This window comes from Cytobacillus sp. FSL R7-0680 (assembly GCF_038009245.1).
Lineage (GTDB): Bacteria > Bacillota > Bacilli > Bacillales > Cytobacillaceae > Cytobacillus > Cytobacillus kochii.
Genome location: NZ_JBBPAO010000001.1, coordinates 1,276,852 through 1,290,524 on the forward strand (window position 1 = coordinate 1,276,852; position 13,673 = coordinate 1,290,524).

Below are 13,673 nucleotides of genomic sequence, written 5' to 3' on the forward strand. Positions count from 1 at the left end.
ACGAAAGGTGATAAAATGACAATAACGTTACAATACAAACCCTAAAATTGGTGGTTCACTCACATAAGATAACATTGGGTACATCATATTATTTAGGTCACGCTATAGCCTTCCTCACCAATTTCACCAACAATTTCCTCTAGAACATCCTCCATTGTGACAATACCAACGGCTTGCTTTTCTTCATTATGAATAAGTGCCATATGCTTTCTTGTCTTTTGCATCGTTAGTAAGGCTTCCTTAATTGGAGAAGTCTCTAGAAAGTTTGGAATTTCATGAATAAGATCACTGATAGATATATTTTGATCCACTAGACTTTTCGTTAATAACTCCTTTGCATTTATATAACCTTTAATCCTTCCATCTATCTTGTCTTTAACAGGATAACGAGTAAAAGCGTGTTTTTCTAAAATATCTAATAATACGGCAAGGCTCATGTTTTTTTCAAGTGTAATGATACTTGCTTTAGGAATCATGATATCTTTTAGTTTTCGTTCATCAAAACTAAAAATATTTTCTAGATAAGTAAGTTCTGCTTGGTTAATCTCACCACTTTCGAAGCTTTGTGTGGCAATCAACTTTATTTCTTCTTCTGTATGCGCTGTTTCATGTTTCGACGGTTCGACACCAAACAATCTTAGAAGACTTTGCGAAGCTCCATTTAAGAATTTGATAAACGGTTTTGTTATTTTCCCAAACCAATATAATGGTGGAGCAAGTAACAATGTCATCTTCTCTGAATATTGGATCGCCAATGTTTTTGGAGCTAATTCTCCAAAGACAACGTGGAAAAACGTGACAATCGCTAAAGCAATGAAATACGACAATAAAGTGGCTGTTGCTTGAGAAAGTTCGAATCGTTCAAAAACAGGATGTAAAATTTTTTCTACTGTTGGCTCACCCAATGCACCGAGTACGAGGGCGGTAACAGTAATTCCTAATTGGCATGCTGATAAATGATAATCGAGCCCCACAACCACTTTTTTCGATATTTTAGCCTTTTTATTTCCTTCTTCAATCAGTTGGTCAATTCGTGACATTCGCACCTTAAGAATAGCGAACTCTGCACCAACAAAAAACGCGGTTAAAATAATAAACACAACAACAAGAAATAGATTTAAAATAATCATACCGTCCATTCTCAATCCCCTTTGGGTTCACCTCCAATATGAAGTCCTTCTAATTGTACTCTTTGGATTTGTAGTTGTTTTACTTTCATTACTGTCCAAGTGAGACCGTTTTCTTCCACGACATCTCCCTTTTTTGCCATGCCCGCTAATTTTTGATGAATCCAACCGCCTAATGTATCAATTTGATCACTATTTGCGAATGTCATCCCGAATTTTTCTTCTAAATCAGCCAATAAAACGCGTCCAGAGATACAGTATTTGTTAGGTGCACGATACTCAATTTCTTCGACTTCCTCTTCGTCAAATTCATCGCGAATTTCACCAACAATTTCTTCTAAAATATCTTCTATCGTAAGTAAACCAGAGGTACCACCGTATTCATCCACAACTATCGCCATGTGAACACCGGTTTTTTGCATTTTGATGAATGCGTCGTATATTTTTGTTGTTTCTAAAATAAACGGAATAGGTTGAATGAAATCAGTCAAGTGATATTCCCTTTTGCCTGCCATCTTGGTCAACATTTTTTTAACATTAACGATGCCGATCACTTGATCCTTTGTGTCTTCTATCACAGGATATCTTGTAAAATGATACTCAATCATCATTTGCGCAATTTCTTCCCTTGTCATGTTCTGCTCGAACACAGCCATATTAATTCTGGGTACCATGATATCTTTGGCCACCCTTTCATCAAAGGAGAAAATATTTTCCATATACTCGAGTTCGGTTTGGTTGATTTCACCGCCTTTATAACTTTGGGTCATGACAATTTTCAATTCTTCTTCCGTATAAGAGTCTTCTTTTGCTTTTGCCGGCACGCCAAACATACGTAATATCACACGTGATGTTCCATTGAGTAACCAAATGAATGGAAACATGATTTTTCCGAACCAGTAAAGAGGGGGCGCTAATAATAAGCTCATTCTTTCGGCAAATTGAATCGCTAAGGTCTTAGGTGCCATTTCACCGACAACTACATGTAGAATGGTTACTAAAACAAAAGCAATGGCATATGAAAGAACTGATGATAATGATTGTGAAAGATTTAACCAATCAAAAACAGGATATAATATCTTCTCAACGGTTGGCTTACCAAGGGAACCAAGTCCTAAAGCTGTTACGGTAATCCCCAGTTGGCAAGCTGATAAATTATAATCTAAGTTATCTGCTACCCTCTTGACAGTCATTGCTTTTTTATTCCCCTCATCAATAAGCTGATCAATCCGTGACATTCTTAGTTTGACAACAGCAAATTCAGCTGCCACAAAAAAACCGGTCGCAAAGATCAAGAAGGCCAGTAGTAGTAAATTTAATATTGTAATCAGATCCATAAGACACCACCAGAATTGAAATTGTATTTTATTAATGTGTCCATTCTTATATCATGTACTCATGCATTTGTAATGATTAGTTAACCTCTAATACCAAAGGCTAAAATGCATAACAGTATCTATGAAACCTCCTATTAAAAATAAAAACGAGGAAAGAAAATAATTTTTCTTTCCTCGACAACATTAACTTCTTTTATAACTGGACCGATTTATCTAACTATTGATTGTCCAGCTAAATGGATCTGGCAGTTCATCCCACTTGGTATCATACTCACTTGGTGATAACAAGCAGTCATCTAATTCTTTTGTTATTAAATCTACATCAATATCCATTCCAATAAACACAAGTTTAGTATGACGATCACCAAATTCCACATCCCAATCATCTAACAAACTAGGGTTTTCCTTTAAGGTCGCATCTTTTTCCTTCTCTGGTAGTGATGCTACCCAATAGGATATGGGCTGCATCATTACAGAAGGACCAGCTTGTGACATTAATATAGCTAAGTTATTTCTACTCGCGCACCAAACAATCCCTTTTGATCTAACAATTTGTGATGGCATTTTTTGACACCAAGTATTAAAACGTTCAGTATGGAAAGGGTATTTTCGGTAATAGACAAAAGATGAAATGCCATACTCTTCTGTTTCAGGCGTATGATCAGAAGGACCGATCGAGAGCTCTTGTAACCAACCTGCAGATTGACTGGCTTCGTCAAAATCGAAAAGCCCAGTATTTAATATTTCTTTCGGATTTACTTCACTATTTACCGTACGAATAATCTTCGCTTGTGGCTGCAATGTTCTAATCACTTTTTCTAATTTATCAAGGGCTATATCATTTACTAAATCACACTTATTTAATATAAGCACATCGCAAAATTCAATCTGGTCAATGAGTAAATCAGCGATATTTCTATCATCTTCTTCCCCAACTGCCTCCTTTCGTTCTAATAATGTGTCTCCTGATTCAAAATCATGCCAAAATCGATTCGCATCAACCACCGTTACCATCGTATCTAATTTACAAAACCGAGTTAAATCTATATTCATTTCTTCATCGATATAAGAAAAGGTTTGTGCTACAGGGACAGGTTCGCTAATACCTGAAGATTCAATCAGTATGTAATCTACTTCACCTTGTTTAGCTAATCGTTCAACTTCTATAAGTAAGTCTTCTCGAAGAGTGCAGCATATACATCCATTTGACATCTCCACCAATTTTTCCTCTGTTCGAGAAAAGTTTCCTTGTTTTCGAACAAGTTCACTATCGATGTTTACTTCACTCATGTCATTTACAATGACTGCTACTTTTAAACCGTTTCTATTATTTAATATATGATTTAATAATGTTGTCTTACCGGAACCTAGATAACCACTAAGAACGGTCACTGGAATTTTTTTCATTGTTAAACACCCCTATAAATCAAAATGATTACGATTTAAGAATTAAAAAAATACTCTTCTTATCTTCGTTTATATACTCCCATCTAATAAGGATTGTGGATTACCAACTCGATTTTTTAACGCCTGGTATTTGACCTTTATGTGCATATTCGCGAAAAGCTATACGAGACATCTTAAATTTTCTAAGATAACCTCTAGGCCTTCCGGTTATTTCGCATCTGTTTTTTAACCTTGTCGGGGACGAATCTCTCGGTAGTTTTCTAATACCTTGAATGTCACCTTTTTCTTTCAGCTCTTTCCGAATTTCTGCATATTTTTTCACTAATTCTTGCCGTTTCTTTTCTTTTGCTATTTTAGATTTCTTAGCCAACTTTCACCATTCCTTTTCTATTTCTACATTCTCTACTTTGTTTCCCTATGCAAAGTTTTTCTCTTTAACCGTGGACAATATTTCATCAGTTCAATTCTATCTGGATGATTTCTTTTATTCTTTGAAGTAATGTAATTTCTATCACCCGTCTCTGTGCAGGCTAGTGTGATTTTAACTCTCAATTTTTTATCTCCTTTCCGTTTCCTATTCATAAAAACTAAAAACAATCAGATACTTTCAACTCATAGTATAAAACGTAATCATTACGATTTGCAAGTGTTTTTTACTCCTTTATAAAAAAAGAGCCATCATTTTGTATGATCGCTCTATCCTTTGATTATTTAATTTACATAGTTGCTAAGGGGCTAATTTTCACTGCAACTCTTACTGATTGCTCTAATTTATGATCGAGCATAAAGTTCGCTTGAATATAATAATCATTATCTTGAGAATTCATCTCATTTGCTGAGGGAATTTCCAATGTAAATACTGTTTCTTTTTGCTCATTCGGTTGGACAGGAATCGAACAAAATACAGAGTGAGATCTCACAATTTCTTCTTTATCATTTTTTTGGTTGCAAGCAATCAAATCAATATCATATCTTCTAATCTTCTGTGGGATGAGACCACCAAAAAATTTTATGCCACCTTCAATAATATGGCCTTCTTTATATTCTTTTTCATTAGTAGATAAATGAATTTTCTTCATTCCTATACCCATTTTTAGAGCATATTTTTTAAGCATTCTAGCTATGTCACCTATACCTTCTTATATATTGTTTAATAACTGTTGTTTGTAATCGTACTAACCTATAATAGTATATGATAGAAATAATGGTAAAGAATTTTTTTACATAATTATTTTTTAAAATTATTTATCCTTCTTTTAACCTTAAAATTATAAGCTTTCAATCAGTAACGCATTTTACTAAACAATTAATCAATTCCATTACTCCCTTTTTGAAAGTGAAACGTTACAATTGTCTAACATTTCTTCAGGTAATTAACCAAAAGATAAAGTGCAACGTTATAGTTCTTTAAATTATATAATGCGCATCTACCTTTGACAAGATAAAAACATGTGCTAATAAAAAATTTACTTTGTTTTTACATTCGTTGATAATAGGAAACAAAAACATTCGCCAAGAAATAAGCGAATGTTTTATCATGATTGTTTATGCATTTACAACTTCATAAATCTTCCCACCAACAGCTTCAGTTAATTCTTCAGTTGTTTTTGGTACAAATGATTTTAGGATTTGATTAATCATTGGACCCATAGCACCACCGGCCGTGATGTCCAGATTACCCGTCATTTCCGTGGTTCGATCATTAACAACAACAGCATTAAAATAACCGCCTCCTTTAAAGTTATCCGAAATCCCCTTTAAATCGAAGGTAACTGTTGTTGGTTCTTTCCATTCTATAATATTTATTTTTAGCTTAACTGTTTTTTTCATAAACCCTAAATCACCTTTAAAAGCCCAAGTCGATTCATTTTCATTGAGAATTTCATGTTCGATGTAACCAGGGACTAATGGGGCCCATTTGTTCATATCGCTTACAAAAGACCAGATTTCTTCAATTCCCACTGGTAACGTAATGGTATGTGTTCCTGCTGGCATATATATGCACTCCCTCACTTTTTGTATTTAACTTCATCATTCATTTTCTTGACTTATAGCCAATCCTGCTAAGTAACCAAATGTAAGTGCAGGCCCAATTGTTCCACCAGCGCTAACATATCCTTGGCCGAAGATGCCCATCGCTGCATTTCCTGCTGCATATAAACCTTTAATCTTATTACCACGTAAACTGATTACTTGTCCGTTTTCATCTATTTTTGGTCCCCCATTTGTGCCTAAGCTCCCAAAGTGAACTTGTACAGCGTAGAAAGGACCTTTTTCAATCTTTCCAAGGTTTAGTTCCTTATTACCTCCGCCAAGTGCTAAACCTTCAAAGAAAGTTGTTCCACGGTGGAAATCTTTATCTTCCCCTGCTTCAACTTGGCTGTTCCAACGATTGACAGTTTCTTCTAGGGCATCTGGATTGATATCAATCTTACTAGCCAATTCTTTTATGCTATCTGCTCTCGTCATCCATTCTGGTGCATCTTCACCTGGCATAACAGTAACAATCATGGAAGCGTCTTTTACTTGTTGATCAAAAATCATCCAGTTATTTTTTTCGTTTGGCCATTCTACATTCACTGGATCAAATTCATAAAATGACTTTGGTAAATCATTGTAGGTCGTTCCTTCATGGACGAAACGTTTCCCTTTACCATTTACAATAATACTATTAGGACCCGTACGACCGCCTGAAGCTAATTGGTTCATCACACGATCCTCATATTCAAACGTGGGATCTTGCATTGTCGGATACCACCAAGCCTCACTCATATTCCCTAATGCTGCTCCAGCTTCCATGGCCATAATTAAGCCATCGCCTTCATTCCCCCAAGGTGTAAGTGGATGAGTAATCTCACCTTTTAAAAAGGTTTTAATTAATTCCTTGTTCCATTCAAAACCACCTGAACCTAACATCACTCCTTTTTCGGTACGGTAATAAATTTGATTGTCTTTATTTTCAGCAATGAGGCCAATGACTTCACCTTCGTCATTTAACACAAGCTCTTTACCTGATGTTTCCATCACAATATCGATACCTCGATCTAAACAACCTTTAACCAATCCAGCGATTAGTGATTGTCCCATTGTCACAATATTATTTTCCATTCGCTCTGCGACCTTTACGAAGTCAATTCCACCAATTGCTCCACCTTCTTCAAGTGTTAAAGGTGGGAAAGTTGGATTGTGACGAATGAGTGCTCCCCATTCACCAATTTCATTTAAATCGTATGGAAGGGGATCTAATGAACGTCCCTTTCTAGAACCCTCAAAATAACTATAATATTCTGGATAACTTCCCGGTACAGCGAATCTTACCGGAGTATGCTCATATAAATAATCAATCGCTTTGTAAGCGTTATCAACGTATACCTCAAGCAATTTCGGATCTGGTACTTTGCCACCAGTTACACGATTAATATAGGCAAGTGCATCTTCTCTTGTATCCTCTAATCCTACTTCTTTCATATATCTGTTTAACGGTATCCATGGTACACCACCTGAAAAAGCTGTTGTTCCACCGATTTGATGAGTCTTTTCTAAAACAACAACTTTAGCTCCTTGGTCGTGTGCCGTAATGGCTGCAACTAATGCTGCTCCCCCTGTTCCCATGACAACGACATCGGTTTCATAATCCCATTTCTCTGGTTTCTTTGCAGACATCTTTTTTCCCCCTTATCCCAACGATTAAATTGAATTTTTTAAAAATAATAGTTTAACTATCATGGGTATTTTATCATGCGGCCGTTTGTTAGTAAATAAGTTTTTTTACAATTGTAAATTATTTTTTAATGCTATCATTTATTTTATTTTTCTGTTCGTACCCTTAGAAAAGAGAAATTCATGAAATAGTTATGATAATATAAATGAAATATAGTTATGCTTATGCATTCGCAAAAAATATGAGGAGTTAAGCCGGTATTATGAGAGAGAATACGAAAAAGAAAAAGAGAGAAAAGATTTTACAAAGTGCAGAAATTCTATTTGTTGAAAATGGTATTGAAAAAACAACAATGAATGACATAGCAGTCAAAGCAGAAATGGGTGTTGCAACGATATTTAGACATTTTCCAAAAAAAGATATGATTGTCGATGAGGTTGCTGCTGAGAAATTGAAAATATTGCTTTCTTTTATGGAAGAATTGAGTAAAAAAGAAGATATCTCGTACCTTGAAAAAATCACCTACCTTTTGGATTTCTTCATTTTTCATTCAAACAAAGAATCAGGCGCATTACCGAAAATTTTAGACTATATCGTCAATTACATTGCTGTCAACAATTTTTCCTTTGAAGAAAATCGATGTTATTTAAATGTCCGAGATCAATTGTTTAGCCTTTTTTTCGACATGATTGATGCTGGCGCTAATGATGGAACAATTCGCTCAGATATTAATGCCAGAGAAGTAATTCCAACCATTATTAACAATTTCACTGTTTTCACATTTAAACTTGCTGTACAAAGCAAAACTAATATAATCGAACCGGAATTACCTGCGCAGCATCAACTAGTAACAATGAAAAATGTTATCTTAAACTATTTAACCGCGAATGCAGCAAAATAAAGTCATTTAGAAAAGAGGAGAATAATCATTTCATACTTACCTGAATGTCAGATAGAATGGGGAAAACGTGGTGTGAGAGAAGCAGCAAATCGAGGAGATATTGTGATTATTGTTGATGTCCTCAGTTTTTCTTCTACAGTTGTAACGGGTTTAAATTATGGAGCAATCATATATCCTTATCCCCCTCATTTAAATGGCAAAGCATACGCGCAATCATTGGGAGCGCAATATATTCTTGGGAGAGCTGAGGCAGCGAGATTAGGTGCACCCACTTTATCACCTGTTACATTTAACCACTCACATGATAGGCAAAAATATGTTTTGAGTTCCTTAAATGGTGCCTTTTGTACTTGGATTGCCTCCCATATACCAGCTTTATTCATTGGCTCTTTATTAAACGCTTCTGCAGTAGCATCAGCTGCAAATCAATTATCCGCTTCATTAAACGCTAATATTACTGTTGTTCCTTGTGGAGAATTATGGAATGGCCTGAAAGAATTTGAAGACTCCCTTCGTCCTGCAATGGAAGACTACTTGGGGGCTGGGGCCATCCTTTCTAGGATAGAAGGAAAGCGATCAGCTGAGGTGCAAGTGTGTATTGGCGCTTTTCAGTATTCAAAATCAACACTTAGTAGATTAATATGGGAATGTACGAGTGGAGTAGAATTAAGAGAAAGAGGGTTTGAAAAAGATGTGAAGCATTGTAGCCGTTTAAATATTTACCAAACCGTTCCTATATTAAAAAACCAACATTTTTCCGAGTATACAACAACGATATGAAGAAGCAATCCACGATAATGTTCACAATTGCTTCTTCTTTGGTAGCTTTTAATCTTGTCATCTTCATCTTAAGCTGTTTGATTCGCCAATTATAAGTGTCACTATTTGGTAGAAATCTCGTTGTGCTATGAGGAAGTGGGGATGATTTTCGTCATCTAATAACATAATATAAGGTTCTTCTTCTTCAGGAATAATTAATACCATTTCGTTGATAAAATCATTAAACCATTTGTTTTTTACGGTCAATGATGGTGCCAACGGAATACGAACCATATAGCCGTCTTTAGGCATAGGATTAATCTTCACATATATCCCATTGATTGATTGAAGAATGGATGTTGCTTCTTGTTGTATTTGTTCATTAGGGGGGCGTTTTTTTACAACGTCGTTGACTTCCACATCAAACAATTCCACTTGCGGAAGTCCTTGTGCTGAAACTGTTGAAACAAATGATAATAATAGTGCGAAAAAAAGTAAGATCAACATTTTTTTCATCTTAATCACCTCTGTTATTAACTTTTCCCTCAAGATTTTTTTTACTCTTAATTGTGTATTTATTATTTTCTTCCTATTGAATATTTGGAACATAGTTCGTTTAATTTATTAGTTAAATAAAAAAACCAATCTAAGATTTATACTCAGATTGGTTTTTTTTCTTATGCTTGTAAAGATTTCGCTTGCATCTCGTACATTTGTTCGTATATACCGCCTGCTGCAATGAGCTCTTCATGACTGCCTTGTTCTTTGATTTCACCTTTATCAAGCACCAAAATGCGGTCAGCATTTTTAATTGTAGACAGTCTATGAGCGATGATAAAAGTGGTTCTTCCTTGTTTTAGAACATTCATTGCGTTTTGAATAATCTCTTCCGTTTCTGTATCGATATTTGATGTTGCTTCATCGAGGATTAGGATCGCTGGATCGAAAGCGAGCGCCCGTGCAAACGAGATTAATTGTCTTTGACCGGAAGACAAAGTACTTCCTTTTTCAATTACCGGTTCATCTATCCCTTTTTCTAAATGTGATAGCACCCGATCAGCACCAACTGACTGAATCGCATGCTCCACTCTTTCTCTTGTAATATTAGGTTGATTTAAACTTACATTCGAAGCAATAGTCCCGGTAAAAAGATACGGGTCTTGTAAAACTATCCCCATATGTTCACGAATCGTTTGTCGTGGTATCGTCGTAATATCCACTCCATCAATATAAATTTTACCGATTGTTGGATCATAAAAGCGAAATAATAAGTTCATAATCGAGCTTTTTCCTGAACCTGTATGACCCACGAGCGCAATCGTTTCTCCCTTTTTTGCTTGGAATGAAATATCCTTTAAAACAAAATCAGGTTCTTTATATGCGAAGGATACTTGATCAAACACCACATGCCCTTTATATTTTGGTATCTTTTCATTAGATACCTTCTCACCTTTTAGTGCTAAGACTTCAAATACACGATTACCGGCTACGAGTGAACGCTCCATTTGCGAAAATTGATTCACAATATTTGTAATCGGATTAAAAAGTCTTGTTAAATAGTCAACAAAAGCATATAGTGTTCCAGCTGTCACTATTTGTGTACCACTAAATGATTGTGTCCCAAAATAAATGATAAAACATGTAAATAACAGTAGCCTTAACGTATTTACAAGGTTATGAGAAGTCGCAGAATCAAGAATAATTAGCTTTCTCTCATATTGATAATGTTCTTCATTCATTTCATCAAACTCTTTCGTCATTTGTTTTTCTCGACGGAAAGCTTGAATAATAGTCATCCCTTGAATGGATTCATTGATCATTGCATTAATATCAGCAATTTTTGTTCGGATCACGTCATTATACTGTGAAGCATACTTTCTATATAGAATCATCCAAATATAAACGATTGGTATCATAACGAGTGCGATTAAAGCCATTTTCCAGTTCAAAATGAATAGGGCAATATAGACACCAGTTATAGAAATGGCACTCGTAGCAAAACTCGAAAGTACTTGCACAAATAAGTTTCTTATTGCCTCTGTATCATTTGTCACTCTTGCAACAATTTTACCAGATGGTAATTGATCAAAAAAACCAATTGGTAATGTTTGAATATGCTTGAATACATCTTTTCTTAATGCTTGAATAATTCTATTTGAACCCTTTTGTAATTGTAAATACATAAAATAACGGAAAATAGCCGTACAAATTGATAACGAGAAATATAGAATGAGTAAGTATAGAATTGGTGTAAAGTCAAATTGGCCGACTGTCATATGATTATCAATGATGTGTTTAGCAATAAAGGGGCCCGCTAGGTCAGTGAACACTGCAATGGATAGAAATAACAACCCGAGTAAAATGGTGCCTTTAAACCTTAGCGCATACGATAATAATTGTTTGCCTGTGCTCATGAATTGGCCCCCTCTAGCTGTTGGCGTACATACTGTTCTTTATACCAACCGTCTTCATTAATTAAATCATCATGTGTACCTACTTGTGTAATCACACCATTATCTAAAACAATAATTTGATCTGCGTGTTGAATACCTGATAAACGATGTGTTGTAATAATTGTCGTTTTTCCCGCTCTTTCGCGTTGAATATTGCTGATAATTGCAGACTCTGTTTTTGCATCTACAGCAGATAAGGAATCATCTAATATTAAAATATCAGGATCTTTAATTAATGCGCGAGCAATCGATACCCGCTGCTTTTGTCCCCCTGATAAGGAAACACCTTTTTCACCTACTAACGTATTTAACCCGAGCGGAAGATAAGCTAAATCTTTTGTAAAAGCAGCCAAATCAATCGCTTTTTCTATTTCTTCGTCTGTGGCATCTTCTTTACCGAATAATATATTTTCTTTAATTGTTCGAGAAAAAAGCACGTGACTTTGCGGTACATAACCAATCCAATCTAATACTTGTTCTTTCGTCTGTTGGGAAAGGTCGATATCATCAATAGATATTCCTCCTTCTCCTAAAGGATACTCCCTCAACAATTGGCGAATAAAGGTCGTTTTCCCTGCGCCTGTTTTACCCACAATTCCTAACGTTTCACCACTTCTTAAGCTTAAATTAATATTTGAGAGGTTAACGACTTTACTCGTAGGGTATTGAAAGGTTAACTCTTGGAATTGTAAAGTATGGGGCTTATCGACTGCTAAAGGTTTTGTTGGCGGCATGATATCCGCTTCATAATTTAATGTCTCTTGCACCCTGTCTAAAGAAGCGTTCCCTTGTTGCATCACATTGATTAACTCACCAATAGCAAAGATTGGCCAAACCGCTAATCCTAAATAAACATTAAAGGTAACTAATTGCCCAACAGATAAGTCTCCATTAGCCACTAATACTGATCCATAACCTAGTGCGACAATATAACTAATGCCGGTTCCAATTGTTGTGATTGGATTGAATAAAGCATTTATCTTGGCGGTATGCATATTTTTCTCAAAAACATCTTCACTCATATCAGCAAAACGTTGTTCATCTGCCTTCTCTTGCACATAGGCGCGAATAACTCTAACACCAGAGACGGATTCTAAAACACTATCATTCATCTCGCCAAAAGCATCTTGTGCTCTCATATACCTTTCATGGACAAGTTTGCCATAATATTGAATTAATATGGCCATAACTGGGACAGGTAACATGGCGAAAAAAGTAAGTTCCCACGAGATCATGAAGCCCATCGCTAAGATAATACCACCGAGAAAGAAAGTAGAGTCAATCAACGTCATAATCCCAAATCCTGCGGTTAACGAGACAGCATTCAAATCATTGGTCGCCCTGGCCATAAGATCTCCGGTGCGATTTTTTTCATAAAAAGTCGGTGTCATACGCAGAAATTGGCTCATTAATTTTCGCCGCATTAATCGTTGCAAGTTGACGGATCCTTCGAATAGACCGTATTGCCAAAAGAAATTTAACATATAGCTAAAAATAATAATACCTAAGAAGACCGCTACATACTGAATGAGTAAATCACGCGTCATTTCACCTTCTGTAATGTAATCAATAATGACCCCAATTAAGTACGGTGGAATAATTTCTAATACAGTAGCTAACATCAATAATAGAACGGCGATACCGTATTGCTTTTTGTATTTTTTGAAAAACCAACCGAGTTTCTTTAACACATCAAACATTTATTTCACAACCTTTCCTCTCTTGCTGTCTGATTCCTCTACCCACAACCTATACGCTGCTTTTTTAATAGTAATATTCTTTGTTTTCTGTTCATCTTTAACATCCCCTTATCTTTATTCAACTATCTATTAGAAAAACTCGACTTGCACCGAAATTTACATGGCAAGTCTCTGTTTATCTCCCCTATTTACTTCTCCAAAAAAAAGAAAATGCGGCCCCCATAAAGAGGCCGCATTTCTCTTCTAAGGTATGAACGTGTTGCCATACCTCTATTCATTAAAAGAATAAAGCATTATCGAAAAAAAGGTAGGGACGAATATGAATTTG

13 protein-coding genes are annotated in these 13,673 nt (G+C 35.6%); 2 read left to right on the plus strand and 11 right to left on the minus strand.

The genetic code is table 11. The features are described 5' to 3' along the window. Positions 1-92 precede the first annotated feature (92 nt). The 8 genes from MKY26_RS06425 to MKY26_RS06460 form a co-directional block, all read right to left on the minus strand. A complete protein-coding gene (locus tag MKY26_RS06425; RefSeq protein ID WP_341093832.1) occupies positions 93-1,139 on the minus strand; it encodes a hemolysin family protein in 1,047 nt (348 codons plus the stop codon). Positions 1,140-1,141: 2 nt separating this feature from the next. Continuing rightward, a complete protein-coding gene (locus MKY26_RS06430; protein ID WP_341093837.1) occupies positions 1,142-2,464 on the minus strand; it encodes a hemolysin family protein in 1,323 nt (440 codons plus the stop codon). A gap of 213 nt (positions 2,465-2,677) precedes the next feature. After that, entirely contained in the window at positions 2,678-3,871 is a 1,194-nt protein-coding gene (locus MKY26_RS06435; RefSeq protein ID WP_341093852.1) for a GTP-binding protein, read from the minus strand. Between the two features lie 100 nt (positions 3,872-3,971). Beyond that, positions 3,972-4,241 carry a 30S ribosomal protein S14 gene (gene rpsN / locus MKY26_RS06440; RefSeq protein ID WP_095373223.1) on the minus strand — a complete coding sequence of 90 codons (270 nt, stop codon included), beginning with the start codon at positions 4,239-4,241 and terminating at the stop codon, positions 3,972-3,974. Positions 4,242-4,273: 32 nt separating this feature from the next. Beyond that, a complete protein-coding gene (gene rpmG / locus MKY26_RS06445; protein WP_095373222.1) occupies positions 4,274-4,423 on the minus strand; it encodes a 50S ribosomal protein L33 in 150 nt (49 codons plus the stop codon). A 164-nt stretch (positions 4,424-4,587) separates the two neighbouring features. Further along, entirely contained in the window at positions 4,588-4,986 is a 399-nt protein-coding gene (locus MKY26_RS06450; protein WP_095373221.1) for a sporulation protein, read from the minus strand. A 430-nt stretch (positions 4,987-5,416) separates the two neighbouring features. Next, on the minus strand, positions 5,417-5,866 hold the full coding sequence (locus tag MKY26_RS06455; RefSeq protein WP_307318538.1) for a CoxG family protein: 450 nt from the start codon (positions 5,864-5,866) through the stop codon (positions 5,417-5,419). A gap of 36 nt (positions 5,867-5,902) precedes the next feature. Next, positions 5,903-7,534, minus strand: coding sequence for an FAD-binding protein (locus MKY26_RS06460; RefSeq protein ID WP_341093878.1), 1,632 nt, complete (start codon positions 7,532-7,534; stop codon positions 5,903-5,905). A 260-nt stretch (positions 7,535-7,794) separates the two neighbouring features. On the opposite strand from MKY26_RS06460, the gene MKY26_RS06465 reads away from it, so the two are divergent. Together MKY26_RS06465 and MKY26_RS06470 are read left to right on the plus strand one after the other, a co-directional pair. After that, positions 7,795-8,433, plus strand: a complete 639-nt coding sequence (locus MKY26_RS06465; protein ID WP_307318534.1) for a TetR/AcrR family transcriptional regulator — start codon at positions 7,795-7,797, stop codon at positions 8,431-8,433. Between the two features lie 72 nt (positions 8,434-8,505). Continuing rightward, positions 8,506-9,213: a 2-phosphosulfolactate phosphatase gene (locus MKY26_RS06470; protein WP_307318531.1), complete on the plus strand. Its 708-nt coding sequence runs from the start codon at positions 8,506-8,508 to the stop codon at positions 9,211-9,213. A gap of 63 nt (positions 9,214-9,276) precedes the next feature. On the opposite strand, the gene MKY26_RS06475 is transcribed toward MKY26_RS06470, so the two are convergent. From MKY26_RS06475 to MKY26_RS06485, 3 genes are all read right to left on the minus strand, one after another. Then, positions 9,277-9,708, minus strand: coding sequence for a hypothetical protein (locus MKY26_RS06475; RefSeq protein ID WP_095373216.1), 432 nt, complete (start codon positions 9,706-9,708; stop codon positions 9,277-9,279). A 161-nt stretch (positions 9,709-9,869) separates the two neighbouring features. After that, positions 9,870-11,606 (minus strand): ABC transporter ATP-binding protein, encoded by a 1,737-nt coding sequence (locus MKY26_RS06480; RefSeq protein WP_095373215.1) that lies wholly within the window; start codon positions 11,604-11,606, stop codon positions 9,870-9,872. Then, the gene (locus tag MKY26_RS06485) at positions 11,603-13,345 is read right to left on the minus strand and encodes an ABC transporter ATP-binding protein (RefSeq protein WP_095373214.1); all 1,743 of its coding nucleotides are present in this window, start codon (positions 13,343-13,345) and stop codon (positions 11,603-11,605) included. Before MKY26_RS06485 ends, MKY26_RS06480 begins: the two co-directional genes overlap by 4 nt. Positions 13,346-13,673 lie beyond the last annotated feature (328 nt).

What these genes read in the sequence shown, in the direction of transcription:
- MKY26_RS06425 (WP_341093832.1), bottom strand. Translation starts at nt 1,139, where the DNA reads ATGGACGGTATGATTATTTTAAATCTATTTCTTGTTGTTGTGTTTATT.
- MKY26_RS06430 (WP_341093837.1), bottom strand. Translation starts at nt 2,464, where the DNA reads ATGGATCTGATTACAATATTAAATTTACTACTACTGGCCTTCTTGATC.
- MKY26_RS06435 (WP_341093852.1), bottom strand. Translation starts at nt 3,871, where the DNA reads ATGAAAAAAATTCCAGTGACCGTTCTTAGTGGTTATCTAGGTTCCGGT.
- MKY26_RS06450 (WP_095373221.1), bottom strand. Translation starts at nt 4,986, where the DNA reads ATGCTTAAAAAATATGCTCTAAAAATGGGTATAGGAATGAAGAAAATT.
- MKY26_RS06455 (WP_307318538.1), bottom strand. Translation starts at nt 5,866, where the DNA reads ATGCCAGCAGGAACACATACCATTACGTTACCAGTGGGAATTGAAGAA.
- MKY26_RS06460 (WP_341093878.1), bottom strand. Translation starts at nt 7,534, where the DNA reads ATGTCTGCAAAGAAACCAGAGAAATGGGATTATGAAACCGATGTCGTT.
- MKY26_RS06465 (WP_307318534.1), top strand. Translation starts at nt 7,795, where the DNA reads ATGAGAGAGAATACGAAAAAGAAAAAGAGAGAAAAGATTTTACAAAGT.
- MKY26_RS06475 (WP_095373216.1), bottom strand. Translation starts at nt 9,708, where the DNA reads ATGAAAAAAATGTTGATCTTACTTTTTTTCGCACTATTATTATCATTT.
- MKY26_RS06480 (WP_095373215.1), bottom strand. Translation starts at nt 11,606, where the DNA reads ATGAGCACAGGCAAACAATTATTATCGTATGCGCTAAGGTTTAAAGGC.
- MKY26_RS06485 (WP_095373214.1), bottom strand. Translation starts at nt 13,345, where the DNA reads ATGTTTGATGTGTTAAAGAAACTCGGTTGGTTTTTCAAAAAATACAAA.